The following is a 14,832-nucleotide window of genomic DNA, read 5'->3' on the forward strand; positions in this document are numbered from 1 at the left end:
GAGGGAGCGCCGACCCAATGCTTTTATTTTATATGCATTTGAGGTATGGGTCGGCGCTCGGGGATGACGGGAAGAAGGGTCAGTGGAGGTCGATGACGAGGGCGGTGGCATTGCCCGAGCCGCCGATCCGGCTCGCCTCGCGCACGCATTGTGCCGCCGCTTCTTTCGGCCTGTCGGCGGTGCTGAGGATGGCGCTCACCCGGTCCCATCTCTCCAGTGGTGCGTAGGCGCCTTTGCTGGCCAGGAGGATTCGGCGGGCGCGCCGGCGCTCGACAAGGTGCCGGGAGATCCGCCCTGCGGTGATGCTGGAGACGAGAGCCCTGTCGGCGGGGAGGCCGTGGCGGTGGAACTGCTCGGCGTACGTGTGATCTTCGGTGAGCTTGACGACCGTGCCGCTGGAGCCGAGGCGGTAGGCGCGCGCGTCGCCGCACCAGGCGATGTGTACGAACGGGTGGCGGGGGTCGAGGACCACGACGACGGCGGTCGCCGTGAGGCCGAGCTGTTCGCCGCGGCGGCCCGTCACGCGGTGGTCGATCCCGGCGGCGGTCCTCGTGGAGCGAAGGACTCGGACAGGGTCGCCGTGGAGGGTGGCGTGGTGCGCGATCGCCGGAGCGAGCCGCCGGGTGAACCGCTGAGCCTCCGGCGTAACGTCGACGCTGCCGAGGACGACGAAGGCCGAACGGCCGGTCTTCCGGTTGTGCCTGATCGCGTAGGCGTCGCACTGGTACGCCCGCCCGCCGTACGCTTGGGCGGCGCTGGCCTCGAACGGCGCCCGGGACGGGCCGTCCTGAAGCGCGCTGGAGATCCCTCGCACGATTTCGGCGCTCAGCTTGGGCAGCGGAGTGTAGTCGCCGCTGCGGTCGGCAGGGCCGGTGAAGACGACCGGGCCGCGCAGGATGGGCGCACTGCTTCCGCCGGTGATGCCCGCCCACGCGCTGCGGGCGGCCTCGTTAAGGGTTTCCCGACCGGGCGCGGCGTGCAGGGTCGCCTTCCGGCCGAGGGGGTGGGGGTGGGCACCTTCGACGTAGAGGTCGATCTCCTGTCGCTGGATGCCCTGGTGCAGGCCGAAGCCGATCGGCACAGTCCGGCCGTCGGGCCAGAGGAGAAGGGCGGTGGCAGTCACGTGAGGGTTCCGATCGTTCGGGGGGCGGGGCCGCAGGGGCTGGTGGGCAGGAGGATGGCGAAGTCGCGCGGGTCGGGCTGCGGGTGGACGTAGAAGTAGCCGGCCGGGTGCGTGCGCAGGTCGGCCAACCGGATGAGGTACGAGACGTCGGCGGCGACCTTGTTCCAGGCGGCTCCTGGCCGCTCCCGGTAGTTGAACTCGGTGAGCATGCGGCCGTCGTCGGCGTGGAGGCGCCACAGGTCGTATTCCCACGGGGCGCCGGAGTTGGTGGCGATGATCGTCCTGATGCGCGGTTCGATGGCGGCCGCATTCCGGGCGAGGCGGCGCAGTACGGCGCGGGCGAGCCCGCGGGTGGCCTCGCAGACCTGACGGTCTTCCTCTTCACAGGGATCGGACGGTGGTACGTACACCTTCTGCCTCCTTGGCGTGAGTCCGCCCGGCGGCCGGGTTGTCTGTCACCGGCCGCCGGGCGGAGATTCGGGCGGGGCTCCCCCCTCTTTCTGCTTTCATTCTATATGCATTAGAGAGGGTTGCAAGATTTTCGGAAGATTTTCTTGATCGCCGTTCGCTCTATTTCTGCAGCTCCGCAGGCAAATCGGCCTGGCTGAGGGCTCGGATATGCAGCACGATGCGCGAGCCCGCGACGACGCGCCCGAGGCGCATGTCCGGTCCGAGAACGCGCGTGTGGTCGTCGTCGTCCAGAACACCCTGGTCAACGAGCCCGTCCGTGGCCGCCTTGAAGCTGGGGTACCAGTTGGCCGGGTCACGCCGCCCCCGATTCGAGGGATGCAGGACGCCGATGATGTGCGCCCTCTCCAGGTGGGGGACGTGGCGCGAGGCGACCTCGGCAGCCCGGCGCAGCACCCTGGTGATCTCGGCCCGGCGGTGGTGGTGGGGTCTCTGGTTGGAGTTGAGCAGGAGCAGCCGGGGAGGCAGTGCGACCCGGAACCTGGCCCCCGGCAGCCCTTCGAACCAGTCCTCCGGGTCGGTCTCCGATTGTTGGACCGGGCCAGCCGGCGGCCCGGCGGCCTCGAGGACTGTGCCCTCCGGGGCGTAGCCGCTCCGGCGCCGGCTGCCCGCCGCGGTGTAGGGCGAGGCGTGCAGGCTGGAGACGAGGATGGATCGCCGGCGGGCGCCGGTGTCGGCGTCTGCGACCAGAGCGCGGTTGTCGTACGGGTCGTACTCGACGATCCGCAGACGTGCTCTGTCCTCCGGGTGGCAGGCCACGAAGATCCGGCCCTTGACGATGTGGGTCACGACGCCTTCCTCCCCCTCGGCCGGATGCGGATGATTCGCAGGACCCCGGCCTGGGCCAAGCGAAGCGCCAGCGATGCCGCCCGCCCCTTCGGGTGGAACTCGAAGCCCGCGCAGATCGCCGGGGTGTCGGTGCCGAGGGTGGCGTGGCAGACGATGTGCCCTCCGTCTGCAACGGCCTGCTCGACCATGCTCTTGACGCGGCCGGGCTCCAGGTTCATAAGGTTGCCGGGCCGGAAGATGCAGGTAGTGCACCGCTCCAGGCAGATTCGTACGCTCCACGTCGCGGGGTCGGCGACGTCGTGACGGAGTCCGTCGGCCGTGTAGGTGGGGCTGGTCATCACGCGTTCCTCGCCATGACGGTGCGCACGGCTTCCGACGTCGCGGCGAAGAGGGCGCGCAGGCACACGTGTTCCCATTCGCGGTTGCCGGAGTTCTTGATGCCGGCGTACAGGGCGAGGGATGCGTCGTTGTCGCCGTTGAGGCGGGCGGCGATGAAACGCGCGGCAAAGAGTTCCTGGGGCGGAACGGTCTCCTCGGGGTTGGACCCGTCGGTCGTCATGAGTCCCCAGAAGGAAGGGGGCGGGCTGCCGTACAGCTTGAGCACCGCCGCCTTGGCGATCTCCGCCACGCCACAGGCGATGCCGTACACCATGGACGGCTCATGTGTCGTGATCAGCTCGGTGAATACCCGATCCCCTTCTTCAAGGCGCCCTTCGACGGCATGCGAGATCGCATCCCATATCTGGCCCGCTACCCTTTCGTGCACTTTTTCATTCCTCCACTATCGGCTCTTGCTTGACGGGGACAGGATGGAACTCACTCAGGCAGCATCGGCGGGGCCTGGTGCTGCTGACGCAGCTCGGCCAGAGGGAGGGGGCGGATCACGCCTTTTCGTTGTTGCCGCAGAATGGCGACAGGCCCCAGGAGGCTGCGCAGTTCTTCTTCCTGCTTCTCTGCATAGGCGTAGCGTTCGGGCATTGTGTCCAGGAGATGTTTCCACTGGCGCTGTCCCGCTCGTACGCAAATTCCGCCGCAATTGTTGTGATTGAAGCCGAGCCCGTACAGACGCGGGGGCTCCACGCCCAGCGATCTCGCTTCCTCCAGCAGTTCAGGTTTCGTCAGCTTCCGCTCGCTTTTCGAGCAGAGCGGAAATCTTGCTTTCCAAGGTTTCCAGTTGCGGGCGATTGCCGGTATGCGGGCCCGGTCTCGCGGGTTGTTCTCTATGCCTATATAGACGAAGGAATCGGCGGGATCACAGTTGTTTTCCATCCAGGTCCGGCACGGAATTTGCTTGAGTACTCGCGTGCAGGGGGCGAGTCGGTCGTTTCCGAGGAACCGCTTGTCGCGAAACACCCGCCATGGTGTTCTGCCGTCGGCAACCTTGGTCAGCGGTACTCCCAGCAGACGGCTGGTGTCGCCGGCGAACCTCCACAGGTCCGCGTCCTCGGCGCCGGTGTCCGCTATGAGGAGGGTGAGGTCGTCGGTTCCGTGCTTCTCGGCGATGCGGACGGCGGCTGCGAAGCTGCCGATGCCGCCGCTGAACTGCACGACATGAGAGGTCACTTGAGGCTCCGGATCGACGCCGCCCCGGGGACTCCCGGGGCGGCGAGGCTCTTGGGTCAGTTGGTGGGCACGCCGGGTACCGGGACTTGGAGACCGGCGGTGTGCGGCACCGGGGCCACGTAGGCGACGGCCTCGACGGGGGTGTTCGCGTAGGCACCGAAGGTGCGGCGGATGACGTTGCCGCGGTCGGTCGGCTTGAGGCTGGTGTGGGAATCGGGGTTGTCGCTGCCGATCAGGTGTGCCCACCGCTCGTAGACGCCTTCGCGGGGGTGGTGCAGGTGAAGGCGTACGCCCATGCCGACTTCGCGGCCGTCGTGGAAGACGGGCGCGAACTCGATGCTGGGCACAGGCAGGTCGGGGTTGAGCTGCGCGATGAGCGCGACGGCGGCCACAGGACCGAGAAGGTCGCGCATCCGGTGATCGCGGAGCATGAACGTTTCTCCTTCGGGACGTCAGGCTGAGTGGGGAAGTTCGAGCTGCTGGGTGTCGACCTGGTTGAAGGGCTCGCACTTCGGGCACTGCTGCTCGACGGCACGACGGTGCGCACGCGCGCCCGCCGCGGTGCCGCACGCCTTGCGGTTGACCGGCGGCGGCAGGTCCTCGGGGCCGACGTTCGGCAGGGTCCGGACGATGACTCCGTTGACCCAGATGCGCCCGCCGCAGATGCCGGAGAACTCGCTCTTGGAGGGGCGGACCTGCCGGATGCAGGCCGCCCGGAAGGGGCAGTGGCCGCACACGTAGAGGGAGGGTCCACACAGCTCGATGAGTTCTTTGGTGTTCTTCCACCGGTTGTCGGCCACCGCGAAGTCGGGGTCCCCCCAGCAGGGGGCGTGTTCGGTGACGTGGATGCCGGGGAGGTTGCGGGTGCCGGTCACAGGACGGCCTCCAGCTGTCGTCCGATCCACGCTGCGACGTTCACGCTGACGGCGTTGCCCGCCTGCATGGTCTGTTCGGCCTGGGTGCCGTAGACGATGTAGTCGCTCGGGAACCTCTGTCCTTCGAGCTGTTCTCGGGGCTTGAGCATCCGGAAGTGGCAGTCCTCGATGTTCGGGGCGCTCCGCAGCAGGGCGGCGGAGTCACGGGTGGAGAGGGTGTGGACGGGTTCGGCGGACGTTTTGACCGCTGCCTTGCGGTAGGGGATGACGAGGGTGTTCCGTGCCTGCTCGGGCACGTGACCGTTGTGGGTGACCAAGCCGTGGTGGTTGCCCTGGGCGGTGACGCTGGCGAGCGGATCGCGGGCGGGGCTGGCGGTGGAGTGGTTGCGGAACTCCACGACGAAGGGCTCCACGGTCACGAGGGCTTCGCTCTCGCGGGTGGTCCTGGTGCGCAGCGGGACGTCGACGGGGGCGGCATCGGTGTTCCACGAACCGCCGGTGGGGACGAGAAGTGCGTCTCCCTGTTTGGCGGTACGCGTGGGCAGGGGCCGGTCCTCGACGGCGTACGCCCGGTCGCTTCCGTCCTTGCCGTGGGTGAGGGTGATGGAGCTGGGACGGTGGGGGAACTTGAGGAGGCCGGCGTTGATCCGCTGCATCGTGGTATCCGCGAGAGGCTTCTTGCGGTCGCCGATCCGGGTGCCGAGGTCACCCCAGTTGATGATGTCGCTGGCGGGGCGGACGTACGGCTCGACCATGGCGTGGCGGCATCGGGTGTGGGGGCACCGGTAGATATAGTCCCGGCGGTACTTGCCGATGCGCGTGCCCGCGACGTGCCAGGACTGCACCGCGTGCACGTCCTCGCCGCACTCGACGCAGAGCGCCAGCGGGCGGGGGGCCAAGTCGGGCTTCCGCATGGTCTTGAGGGTGAAGACCACGTACATGCGGTCGCGCCACTGCGGGGCACGCAGGTTGGTCTCGTCGCCGACGTGGGCACTGCTGACGCACACGATCTGGTACTGGTAGCCGAGGAGTTCCATCGCTTCGATCCACTTCGGGAACAAAATCCAGTCGAGACCGAACTCCACGACGTTCTCCACGATGATGGCCTTGAACCGCTTTGCCTCGGCCGCGCGGACCACGCACCATGCGGTGACTCGGGTCCGTTCGAAGGCATCCTTCGCCAGGGACTCCCATTCCTCTCCCCCGTCGAGCAGGTCGAGCAAGTCCATCTGGTTGGTTTCGCGGACCCGTCCGCCCGCGGGGCTGATCTCGGTGCAGATGACTCCGGCCGAGAGGACTTCGGCCTTGGGCAGGTGACGCATCGGGAAGCCGGACAGATCGATGCAGGCGTGGTCGGCGTTGCGGTGGTTTGCGGCGTGTGTGTCGAGGGCGACTTTCCAGTGGTTGATTCCGAGGAGCAGTTCGTGTCCGGCCTCTACGAAGCCGGTGCTGATTCCTCCAGCTCCGCAGAAGAGGTCTATGAAGGTGGCCATGGTGGTGTGGTTCTCCAAGAGGTACGGGGGCCCGGCCCTGCCGCTGCGGGGCCGGGCGAGGGGGGATCAGTAGGTACGCAGACCGCCATGCGTCTTGGCGCGGCGCAGGAAGGCGGTCCAGGTCCGCCACGTCGGATCACCCACGGGCATCTCCGCCATGTCCACGCTCGGGTGGGTCTCGTACGTGCTCAGGGCAGCGGTGATCTCCGAGACGGTGACGAGGAAGCCTTCGTTGTAGGCGAGCTTGAACTTCGGGATTCCGGTCGGCTCCGGGTCGGCGGCGTCCTTGACGGCCAGGTAGGCGGCCTTGTACTGGTCGATGCGCTTTGCCACCCGCGAGTCGTTCTGGGCCTCCCCCTGGAAGTCCTCGCGCGTGAGCTGGAAGTCCGCCAGCCGCGGGTAGGTGGGGAAGGCGACTTCGACGGTCATTCCGAAGTTGTCCATCGCGTCCAGGACTTTCGGCATCTGGAAGTAGCCGAACCGGATGCAGTTCTCCGGGCCGCTGAGGAGCTTGCCGTCACGGCCCTGGATGTAGATGTCGTATCCCATGGTTTTTCTCCAAGATCTCGGGGTGCCGCCCGGCCCGTTGGGACCGGGCGGCCGGGGTTCAGCGGTGGGCGGCGTGTCAGTGGTGCAGCTCGCCGCAGGTCATGCAGCGCGGGGGGCGGCGGCGGGCCTCGTACCGGATCTCGTCGATGACGAGTACGGCGAGACCGGCCGCGATGCCGATGCCGAGTGCGAGCAGTCCGTAGAGGGCGGTCACCGGGCCTCCTTCGCGGCGCGAGCCGGGCAGGGCCCGAGCTGGGCGAGGCCGACCAGCGCCCCCACGGCGTCGCCGGCCTGGCGAGCCGCGTCGAGCGCGGAAGTGACTTCCGCCCGCTGCCTGTCGTTCTGCGGGTGGGCGAAGAAGCAGCGGCACGCCTCCGGCTGATGGGGCTCCCCCGTCGGCGCGGGGTGCTCTCCGGAGCGGTCCATCAGGACATCGCCTGCCCCTCGTCGGCGACGAAGAGGGTGACGATGCTGCCCTTCATGTCGTTCCAGACGCTGACCGGCCAGTCGGCTCCCCCGGTCTGGTAGATGAGTCGCCAGCCCGCCTCGTGCTCCATCCGGTGGGTCATCTGGCCGTACTCCTTGACCGCCGCCTCCCGGCTCGGGAAGAGGTCGGGGCCCCGCATGACCTGCGCCCTGTGCGTCTCGGTCACGGCCACGGTCCGGATGGAGAAGAGGTTGATGACGGGCGGCGCGAGGCGGCGCTCGGTGACGAACGCGGTGATCGCGATGAGCAGAGGGACGACGTTGTTGCCGTGCTCGGCCTGGGGGCCGTCGGGGGTCGAGTCGTAGACGAGCTCGTCGACGGTCGGGTTGTCCGCGTGGACGCGGCGGACGTGGAAGCCGGTGAGCTCCGCCGGTTCGAGGGGGAGGTCCCCGGTGGAGGCGATCCACAGGTGGGAGCCGTCGGTCAGGTCGGCGGTGATGCCGAAGGCGCCTCCGCTGATCTCGACGTCGGTGGGCAGCGGGATGCGACGCAGGCCGCTGATCAGCGGCTCGTAGGCGGTCCACAGCCCCTGCCACAGCAGGGTCCTGACGTTGCGGTGCGTGGGCGGGGGCGCCATCAGGGGGTTGTCGGACACGGTCTCTCCAAGAGGTCGGACCCCAACAGTACAGAGTTGGGATCTATTTCGGTACAGATTGATGGGCAGGGGTTACGACGTGGCGGGGCGGCGGGCATCCTCGCGCGCCTTACGCTCCATGGCGGTCAGGGTGGCAAGTTCGTCGGCTCGGGCCCTGGCGGTGTCCGCGATCGCCTGCGCGGCGCCGGCGAGCTGCCGGGCCTGCATGAGGGCGCGATGAGTGACGCGCGGGTCGAGGGCGATTCGCGCACCCCCCATGTCGAGGAGGAGGTCGTCGACCACCCTGTCCCGGGCACGTCCGGCACAGTCGCAGCCGCCGGAGCACCGGACCTCCTCGGCCGCATCACCGAGGTCGGCGATGAGAACGAGGGCGTCACCGACGCCTTCGGGGTCCTCGCGATACAGGTCCGCCAGCGTGCGCAGGTAGCCGTGGGCGGAGGCGGTGTCGTCGAGCACCAGGATGCCGTGGGCCTCCGAGTGGAGGGTGGGGAGCTGCTTCATGTTGCCCTTTCGGCCTCGGAGGGGCTTCCCCCCTCCTTCTGCTTCTATTTTATATGCATTAGCCGGGATGTCCATATTTCTGCCGGATTTTTCGGCTACTGCTTCTGGCGCCTGAGCTCCTTGGCCCTGCGCGCAGCGGCACGCGCTTCCTCGCGCGCACGCGCCTCGTTCTCCGCCTGCTCCGCAGTCCGGTCGAGGCGGCTGGCGGCCTCGTCCTTCCATTCCTCCCAGAAGCGTCCGTGCGCCCGCCGCTCCTCCTCTTTGGCCTTCTCCCGCTCCCGTGCGCGCCCGGCGCGCGGATTGGTGCCGCAGCCACGGCAAGAGGCAGCGGGGCGCCCCCTGTGCCTCTCGCACCCCTTCCGGGGCTCTTCACGGCCCTGCACCGACGTGTCATCAGCAGGCGGAGCAGGCTCCCCTACGGCGTCAGCCGTGGGGGTAGGGGGGAAAGGAAGGACAGAGGAAGAACCAGGAAAGGACGGGGTTCCCTCCGTGGAACCCAGTGGGTTCCCCCCGTGAAACTCATCGGGTTCCGCCGGGGGAACCCTGCCTTCCTGAGCAGCAGGGTTCCCCTCGTGGAACCCTGCCTCCCCACCAGGGTTCCCCTCGTGGAACCCTGGCTCCACCTGGGCAGACGCTTTCCTCTGGCGACGGGCGGCCTCCCGTTTCTCGACGTCCTCGTGGGTCATGGCCGGCTTGTCGGGCGCGGCACGCACTATCCCCGGGCGTGCCAGGCGCGGATTCTTCGGGGCCGCCTTGCGCGCTTCGGCGGCGGCTTTGAGCTCTGCCGTGGTCGGCGTGGGCGGCACGCCCAGCGGGAAGACCCGGTAGACCGCAGCGCGCCCTACCTTCCCCGCTTCGACGCGTTCGACCAGGCCCTTGGCGATCAGCTCGGTCACGATGGTGATGGCGCGCTTGTCAGTCACCCCGACCCACGCGGCAAGGCGTGTCAGACCGGGGCGCGCAAGGCGCGTCTCGTCGTCGGCGGAGTCCGCGATCTTCATCAGGGCGAGCTTCTGGCCCTGATTGACGACTTCGGGGGGCAGGTAGGAGGCGGCGATCATCAGCTGGATGGACACGGGACGGCTTTCCTCGGACGGTGCAGGCAGGACGGGTTGCCCCGCCCGGTCGGTGCCGGGCGGGGCTCAGAAGGTGCTGCTGGTACGTCAGGCGGGAGCGACGTTGATGACCCGGGGCGTCTTCCGCCCCGACTTCCGCCTCGGCACCGGTAGCCCGGCCGCAGTGAGGTTCTTGATCATGCGGTCGGCGTCCGGAACCATCGGCACCGGCAGGCCCGCGATCTCGTGCAGGTCGACCATGGCCTCCAGGTCGTCTTCCTCCGCGTCGTTGCCGCCGCGCCACGACAGCCGGTTGAGCCCGTAGATCCCTTCCGGCGAACGGTCCAGTTTCTTGCGCGCGAGGGCCTTGATCCGGTTGCCCTCCGACGCGAGCTCACCGCCCTTCACGTAGTCGTTGAGGGCCTGCTCACGGTCGGCGTCGGAGTGGATGAGCACCGTCTGCGCCGGCGCACCCGGTTCGACTTCCGGCCAGCACAGGGAGCGGAAGGGGCAGTAGTCGCAGATCAGGTCCAGCCCTGGTCCGTTGAAGTCGCGCGGCATCTGCTCCGGGTCGGTGGTCTCGCGTACGCGCTCCACCCACCAGGCGGCCTCGGCTGCCCGCTGGGGATCGAAGTCGATCTCCTGGACGTGCTCGGCGCCGTTGTCCCTGTTGATGAAGCGGAAGCGGATGCGACCGATCTCCAGCGGCCCCAGCCGGGCGAGGTACCTCTGCCCGGGAACGTCCTCGAAGCCCACTTCGGCGAGCGCGCCGGCGTACAGGAAGACCTGTCGCAGCTCGGCGGCCGTGGCTCCGTAGCGGCGGACCTGGTCCCACAGGTAGGTGGACTTCGTCTTGACGTCCTCCACGGTGAGGACATCAGCGGGGACCGCAGGCCGGTGACGGGCGGGCAGGCGCGCAGCGGTCGCCGCATCGAGCTGGACCACGTCGATGTGCCCCCGGATGCGGCTGTCCTGGATGCTGCGCTCGACGAGCCACCTGTACTCGGTGCGGGCCGACTCCAGGAGACCGTGGTGGATGTAGGTACCGAGGATCGCGGCGCGCTTGTCGGAGTCATCGGTCGGGGTGACGCCGTGCAGGATGTAGGCGGCCCGGCGGCCGCACACCGTGTCGGACGCTCCGAGCTGCGTCTGCAGCGAACGAGGTCGACGCGCGTCGACGTCGTGCGCCGCGTCCCATATCGAGGGCGCGGCCGTGCCGGGGAGGGTTGCTACGGACATGAGAGGTCTCCGGAAGACGAGGGGAAGGGGGTCACTGTTCGGCGTCCGTGTCCTGCTCGGCCGCCTTGCGGCGGGCGGCGGCACGGAGCTTGTCGGCGTCGGACAGTGGGCCCTCGCCGATTCCCGACCGCGGGCTCTCCAACTCGGCGGCCCGCCGCTCGGCAGCGGCCCGGACGGTGGCGATCTCGTCGCGGCTGAGCCGGTTCGCCGGGTCCGGGACTGACCGCCACAGGGCCCCGAGGGCTTCCTTGTCCTCCAGCTCCTCGATGCGGGACAGCCAGGGCTGCACTCGGTCGCCGGCGAGCGCGGGCATGATGCGAGGCTGCGACTCGACGGAGCAGCCGAGCTTGTTGAAGACCAGGTCCTCGATGCTGAAGTTCGTCAAGGTGACGGGCTTCCCGCGCTGCACCTGGACTCGCAGGGAGCGGACCTTGATGACCTGCGGGTCATGGTCACGCTTCATGCGTATCCAGCAGGTGGCGTCGAAGCCGAGGTCCTTCTGCGCGGCGACCTTCCACTCGGTCTTGTTCCGGATCGGCTGCCCGTTGTCGTCGGTCGCGCTGACCTCCTTGCCTCGCGCGAGCACGATGGCGATGCCAGGCAGGGTGCGCAGCAGGTAGACGACCCGGTTCCACCGTTCGAGGGCGTCGTTCCAGAGGTTGCGCCCGATGTCGTACGCGGCATCCGGGTCCTCCTGGAGCAGCGCGCGGTTCTTCGTGGTCCTCCTGCCGCGCTCGTACGTCCAGTTGGTCAGCATCCGCCACAGGGCCGAGCCGGAGTCGATGACGAGCACGACGGGGGGCTCCCCGGCCGCCGCCGCACGGCGGGCTTCGGCGTGTACCGCCTCGACCTGCTCGAGGATGTCCCGGTAGGTTCCGTCGTGTTCGATGATCAGGTAGTTCGCGCCGTCGATGGCCGCGTACTCGTCGGCCGACCCCTCATCGAGGTCGATCCAGTACATCTGGCCGATGCGGTCGCTGCTGGAGAACTGGGCCGCCGAGTAGGTCTTGCCGGCGCCTTCTTCCCCCTTGATGAGAAGGAGTGGCCACGGGACGATCCCGGTGGGCTTACGGGTCTTGATCTTGATTGCGGGCAGCTTGGCGGCACCCGCGGACGCGTTCACGATCTGGCTCCAAGAGGTCGTGTGTTTCAGTCCGTGCGTAGGGCGCGGACTTCGAAGAGCGAGGCCCACTCCGGGTGGTCGTCCAGCAGGAGCCGGACATACCTGGAGCGGTAGCTGTTGTTCAGCGCGAACTCGTCGCCGCAGGTGGCTGCGCCGTACTGGTAGCGCAGGAGCTCGAAGAGCATCCCGATACCGATGCGGGTGAAGCCGGTCTCCGCAAGGTCGGCGGTCATGCGCGCGAGCGCCCTGAGGACCCAGGGGTTGAGTGCGTGGAACGCCTCGAACCGCTGCTGGAGAGTCAGGTCGCCGGCGCCGGAGGGGCGGCGAACGGGCTGGATCGTGCCGAACAGCGGCGGCTGTTCGATCGACAAAGCTCCCCCTCGGATGTAGATAACCAACTCTGGAGTGTTGGAATCTATCTTTGAGTAAGCGAAAAGTCGATCGGCGGCCGTCCACCCCACCTTGGGCGGGCCCCTGGAGTCAAGCACGAGAACCCCTTCATCGAACGAGAGTGCACCCTCGCGAGTGCACTTACATTCTATATGCAAAAGGGGTCCCGATCAAATCAAATCGCTCTAGTCAAAGGCTAGTTGGAAACCTTCCCCGCCGCTCTTCCGCGAGGCATGATCTTGGCTCCCGGCCCGTCATAGGTGCCCGCGCGCAGGGCCTCCAGCACCTTCTCGTCCATGGACCAGTCCACCTTGCGCGCGCCGGCCATGAGTGCGGGCGCTTCCTCTACGACTGGCTCAAGGAGCCAGATCGAAGAGCCGGACAGCGTGTAGTCGGCTGGACGGAACCGACCGGAGAGCAGGGCGGTCCGCAGGAGCGGACGCGATACGCCGAACAAGGCGCTCAACTCCTCCGCTCCCACGAGCGGTGGAAGCGCACCTACCTCGCCTACCCAGTAGCCAGGGTCCTGCGACGCGATCAAACGCGCGAGTGCGGCCTCGTTCAGATGCTTCGGGCGCGGCGTCGTCTCGCCGAAGCCCTTCACGAAGGAGAGCAGCCAGTACGGCGACCCGCTGATGATCTTGGCGTATCGGTAGTCGAGCGTGCCGTCCCGGCTGATCCACTGGCTGACCTGGAGCCGCTTCACGTCGTACAGCTCGGCGAACTCCGCCCCGCCGGCCAGGTACGGCCTCCTGGCCGCCGACCTCTGTCCCTCTGTCACTCCGCCGCCTCCCACTCGCCCTACATGTGCACATAGATTGTAACTAGTGTGACGGCCGAGGCGGGCTCGTCCGCAGACCCGGTAGAGTGGGTGTCTCCAAGAGGTCGAAGGCCCCCGTCGCAAGACGGGGGCCTTCACCTTTGCCGCAGGTATCGATGGGCGGCGACCGCGGTTCAGCTTCGCGGCAGCGGAGTCCGCGCGTCCTCGTAGAACGGGGGGCGAGCGTAACCGAGCAGCCAGCCGAAGCGGGGCGACAGGCGCTCCTCGGCGAAACGGAAGACGACGTAGTAGGCGGCGGCGGCGAGCGGGGTCAGGACCTCGGTCAGGGCGGTGGCGCTCAGGTTGAGACCGTGGCGCAGGGCGAGGGCGACGAGCCAGCCGATTACGGCCGGAACGCAGGTGCGTACGAAGGACACGTACAGGTTCACAGGATGATCTCCATGGTCGGGTTGAGGGGTCAGGTGAAGAGCCGGCGCCAGGTCTCCGGACCGGGCAGCCCGTCCGCGTCCGCACCGCTCCACTTCTGGGCGAGCTGGAAGTCCTCCACGTTCAACCGGTCCGCCTCGCCCCAGTCGCGGCTGGGTCCGACCCTGTAGTGCTTGCCGTAGCCGCGCCGGACGAGCTGCTGGCCCAGCAGGAGGATCGAGTTGTTCGACTTGCCGGGGCCGAAGGCATCCCGTCCGGGGTAGGCCGGGGGGCCCGGCTTCGGGGCAGGACTCCCCTTGGTGGGCCACTTCGGCATCGGGCCCGGGTCCGTGTGGCTGTTCTCCGGCGTCTGGCTGTGCGCGTAATGCCCGCCGCGGGTCTCCCAGATCTTCTCGTTGCGGTTCGCGGACCACGTCGGGGTCCCCATCGGCCAGTCGTCCGGGACGCCCCAGCTCCGAACCCAGGCCAGGATCTTGTCCAGACCCTTGGCCGGGGTGTCCCGGACGGTCGAGTACGACCTCCCGTTGACCCGGCAGTGAGGGAAGAACAGGATCTCGATCTGGAGGCAGACTTTCCCGGTACGGTTCGTCCGGGTGCCACCGGGCACGTCCACGACGGACTTCGACCGGCTGTTGGCCGGGTAGAACTGGGCGACCCGGCCTGTGAACGGGTCCCAGAGAAGGTGGGGGGCCGAGCTGCGTCCGGGGCCGGTGAAGTAGGCCACGAGCCGGTCGAAGGGAACGAGGTCGGCCGGCTTGGCGGCGCTGGCGTTCTTGTCCCAGGTGATGTGCCAGAGCACTCGGGGGGCGTACTGGGTGTCGGTCGGTGCCGTGTCGCCGAGCGGGTGTCGCTCGGCGCCGGGCAGCCAGAGGTCGGGCATGTGGCGCGTCCTGCTTCTCCCCCGCGCCATGTGCGTTTGTGGTGTTGGCGTTTGCCCTACGGACTACCGCGTGCGGCGAGTATCAGCTGCAGTACGGTCAGCAGCACGGGGGCGATGAACGCCGAGACGATCAGGCGCCGGTTCGTGGTCGCCTGTTCCCGGTCCTGGTTGCGTTCCCTCTTCACCTCCTCCAGCTCTCGTTCGAGGGAGTCGATGCGCTGGGTGAGGTTGCGCTGGTCGGCACGGTAGACGTCGACGGTGACCACCTCGTTCAGCCGGTTCGCCAGAGCGGCGATGTCGCCGCGCAGATCGTCGCGGAGCTGTGCGAGGTCGTCGCGCTGGTCCTCGCGCAGCTGGACGACAGCGCGGTGCAGTTCCCACAGGGTGGGCTCCGCACCCGGCAGGGTGCTCACCGCGAACTCCTTGCGATCGGTGGCCCCGCGCCACGTCCCGATCATACGGCGGAACCCGGGCACCCTCGGTTCCCGGCCGTCG

The 14,832-nt window shown here is 68.2% G+C and carries 22 protein-coding genes; all 22 read right to left on the reverse strand.

The features are described 5' to 3' along the window. Positions 1–79: 79 nt before the first annotated feature. Positions 80–1,123, reverse strand: a complete 1,044-nt coding sequence (locus ACZ6AQ_RS02760; protein WP_468756952.1) for a hypothetical protein — start codon at positions 1,121–1,123, stop codon at positions 80–82. Beyond that, complete coding sequence (locus ACZ6AQ_RS02765) at positions 1,120–1,533, reverse strand: hypothetical protein (RefSeq protein ID WP_468756954.1); 414 nt, start codon at positions 1,531–1,533, stop codon at positions 1,120–1,122. The genes ACZ6AQ_RS02760 and ACZ6AQ_RS02765 overlap by 4 nt, the downstream gene beginning before the upstream one ends. Before the next feature lie 160 nt (positions 1,534–1,693). Further along, positions 1,694–2,380 carry a hypothetical protein gene (locus tag ACZ6AQ_RS02770; RefSeq protein WP_468756956.1) on the reverse strand — a complete coding sequence of 229 codons (687 nt, stop codon included), beginning with the start codon at positions 2,378–2,380 and terminating at the stop codon, positions 1,694–1,696. Beyond that, positions 2,377–2,718: a hypothetical protein gene (locus ACZ6AQ_RS02775; RefSeq protein WP_468756958.1), complete on the reverse strand. Its 342-nt coding sequence runs from the start codon at positions 2,716–2,718 to the stop codon at positions 2,377–2,379. Before ACZ6AQ_RS02775 ends, ACZ6AQ_RS02770 begins: the two co-directional genes overlap by 4 nt. Continuing rightward, entirely contained in the window at positions 2,718–3,146 is a 429-nt protein-coding gene (locus ACZ6AQ_RS02780; protein WP_468756959.1) for a hypothetical protein, read from the reverse strand. The genes ACZ6AQ_RS02775 and ACZ6AQ_RS02780 overlap by 1 nt, the downstream gene beginning before the upstream one ends. A 50-nt stretch (positions 3,147–3,196) precedes the next feature. Beyond that, positions 3,197–3,943: a hypothetical protein gene (locus tag ACZ6AQ_RS02785; RefSeq protein WP_468756961.1), complete on the reverse strand. Its 747-nt coding sequence runs from the start codon at positions 3,941–3,943 to the stop codon at positions 3,197–3,199. Between the two features lie 56 nt (positions 3,944–3,999). Continuing rightward, on the reverse strand, positions 4,000–4,374 hold the full coding sequence (locus ACZ6AQ_RS02790) for a hypothetical protein (RefSeq protein WP_468756963.1): 375 nt from the start codon (positions 4,372–4,374) through the stop codon (positions 4,000–4,002). Positions 4,375–4,395: 21 nt separating this feature from the next. Beyond that, complete coding sequence (locus ACZ6AQ_RS02795; protein WP_468756964.1) at positions 4,396–4,818, reverse strand: hypothetical protein; 423 nt, start codon at positions 4,816–4,818, stop codon at positions 4,396–4,398. Further along, on the reverse strand, positions 4,815–6,311 hold the full coding sequence (locus ACZ6AQ_RS02800; RefSeq protein ID WP_468756966.1) for a DNA cytosine methyltransferase: 1,497 nt from the start codon (positions 6,309–6,311) through the stop codon (positions 4,815–4,817). The genes ACZ6AQ_RS02795 and ACZ6AQ_RS02800 overlap by 4 nt, the downstream gene beginning before the upstream one ends. 66 nt (positions 6,312–6,377) lie before the next feature. Next, positions 6,378–6,860, reverse strand: coding sequence for a hypothetical protein (locus ACZ6AQ_RS02805; protein WP_468756967.1), 483 nt, complete (start codon positions 6,858–6,860; stop codon positions 6,378–6,380). A gap of 76 nt (positions 6,861–6,936) precedes the next feature. Next, positions 6,937–7,074, reverse strand: a complete 138-nt coding sequence (locus ACZ6AQ_RS02810) for a hypothetical protein (protein WP_468756968.1) — start codon at positions 7,072–7,074, stop codon at positions 6,937–6,939. Continuing rightward, positions 7,071–7,286, reverse strand: coding sequence for a hypothetical protein (locus tag ACZ6AQ_RS02815; RefSeq protein ID WP_468756970.1), 216 nt, complete (start codon positions 7,284–7,286; stop codon positions 7,071–7,073). Before ACZ6AQ_RS02815 ends, ACZ6AQ_RS02810 begins: the two co-directional genes overlap by 4 nt. Then, complete coding sequence (locus ACZ6AQ_RS02820; protein ID WP_468756972.1) at positions 7,286–7,942, reverse strand: hypothetical protein; 657 nt, start codon at positions 7,940–7,942, stop codon at positions 7,286–7,288. The genes ACZ6AQ_RS02815 and ACZ6AQ_RS02820 overlap by 1 nt, the downstream gene beginning before the upstream one ends. 72 nt (positions 7,943–8,014) lie before the next feature. Next, positions 8,015–8,443, reverse strand: a complete 429-nt coding sequence (locus ACZ6AQ_RS02825; RefSeq protein WP_468756973.1) for a hypothetical protein — start codon at positions 8,441–8,443, stop codon at positions 8,015–8,017. A gap of 95 nt (positions 8,444–8,538) precedes the next feature. After that, a complete protein-coding gene (locus tag ACZ6AQ_RS02830) occupies positions 8,539–9,519 on the reverse strand; it encodes a helix-turn-helix domain-containing protein (protein ID WP_468756975.1) in 981 nt (326 codons plus the stop codon). Between the two features lie 87 nt (positions 9,520–9,606). Then, positions 9,607–10,737, reverse strand: a complete 1,131-nt coding sequence (locus tag ACZ6AQ_RS02835; RefSeq protein ID WP_468756977.1) for a PD-(D/E)XK nuclease family protein — start codon at positions 10,735–10,737, stop codon at positions 9,607–9,609. Positions 10,738–10,768: 31 nt separating this feature from the next. Next, entirely contained in the window at positions 10,769–11,860 is a 1,092-nt protein-coding gene (locus ACZ6AQ_RS02840; RefSeq protein ID WP_468756979.1) for an AAA family ATPase, read from the reverse strand. A gap of 26 nt (positions 11,861–11,886) precedes the next feature. Further along, the gene (locus ACZ6AQ_RS02845; RefSeq protein WP_468756980.1) at positions 11,887–12,231 is read right to left on the reverse strand and encodes a hypothetical protein; all 345 of its coding nucleotides are present in this window, start codon (positions 12,229–12,231) and stop codon (positions 11,887–11,889) included. Between the two features lie 215 nt (positions 12,232–12,446). Beyond that, a complete protein-coding gene (locus ACZ6AQ_RS02850; RefSeq protein WP_468756981.1) occupies positions 12,447–13,031 on the reverse strand; it encodes a hypothetical protein in 585 nt (194 codons plus the stop codon). A gap of 173 nt (positions 13,032–13,204) precedes the next feature. After that, positions 13,205–13,459, reverse strand: coding sequence for a hypothetical protein (locus ACZ6AQ_RS02855; protein WP_468756983.1), 255 nt, complete (start codon positions 13,457–13,459; stop codon positions 13,205–13,207). Between the two features lie 29 nt (positions 13,460–13,488). After that, positions 13,489–14,337, reverse strand: coding sequence for a peptidoglycan-binding protein (locus ACZ6AQ_RS02860; protein ID WP_468756984.1), 849 nt, complete (start codon positions 14,335–14,337; stop codon positions 13,489–13,491). Between the two features lie 56 nt (positions 14,338–14,393). Beyond that, positions 14,394–14,750: a hypothetical protein gene (locus ACZ6AQ_RS02865; RefSeq protein WP_468756986.1), complete on the reverse strand. Its 357-nt coding sequence runs from the start codon at positions 14,748–14,750 to the stop codon at positions 14,394–14,396. Positions 14,751–14,832: the final 82 nt, after the last annotated feature.

It is taken from the genome of Streptomyces sp. NPDC041191, from assembly GCF_055591945.1.

Excerpts from the sequence above, each read along its gene's own strand:
- ACZ6AQ_RS02775 (WP_468756958.1), bottom strand. The coding sequence starts at position 2,718 with ATGACCAGCCCCACCTACACGGCCGACGGACTCCGTCACGACGTCGCC.
- ACZ6AQ_RS02790 (WP_468756963.1), bottom strand. The coding sequence starts at position 4,374 with ATGCTCCGCGATCACCGGATGCGCGACCTTCTCGGTCCTGTGGCCGCC.
- ACZ6AQ_RS02800 (WP_468756966.1), bottom strand. The coding sequence starts at position 6,311 with ATGGCCACCTTCATAGACCTCTTCTGCGGAGCTGGAGGAATCAGCACC.
- ACZ6AQ_RS02805 (WP_468756967.1), bottom strand. The coding sequence starts at position 6,860 with ATGGGATACGACATCTACATCCAGGGCCGTGACGGCAAGCTCCTCAGC.
- ACZ6AQ_RS02815 (WP_468756970.1), bottom strand. The coding sequence starts at position 7,286 with ATGGACCGCTCCGGAGAGCACCCCGCGCCGACGGGGGAGCCCCATCAG.
- ACZ6AQ_RS02825 (WP_468756973.1), bottom strand. The coding sequence starts at position 8,443 with ATGAAGCAGCTCCCCACCCTCCACTCGGAGGCCCACGGCATCCTGGTG.
- ACZ6AQ_RS02835 (WP_468756977.1), bottom strand. The coding sequence starts at position 10,737 with ATGTCCGTAGCAACCCTCCCCGGCACGGCCGCGCCCTCGATATGGGAC.
- ACZ6AQ_RS02860 (WP_468756984.1), bottom strand. The coding sequence starts at position 14,337 with ATGCCCGACCTCTGGCTGCCCGGCGCCGAGCGACACCCGCTCGGCGAC.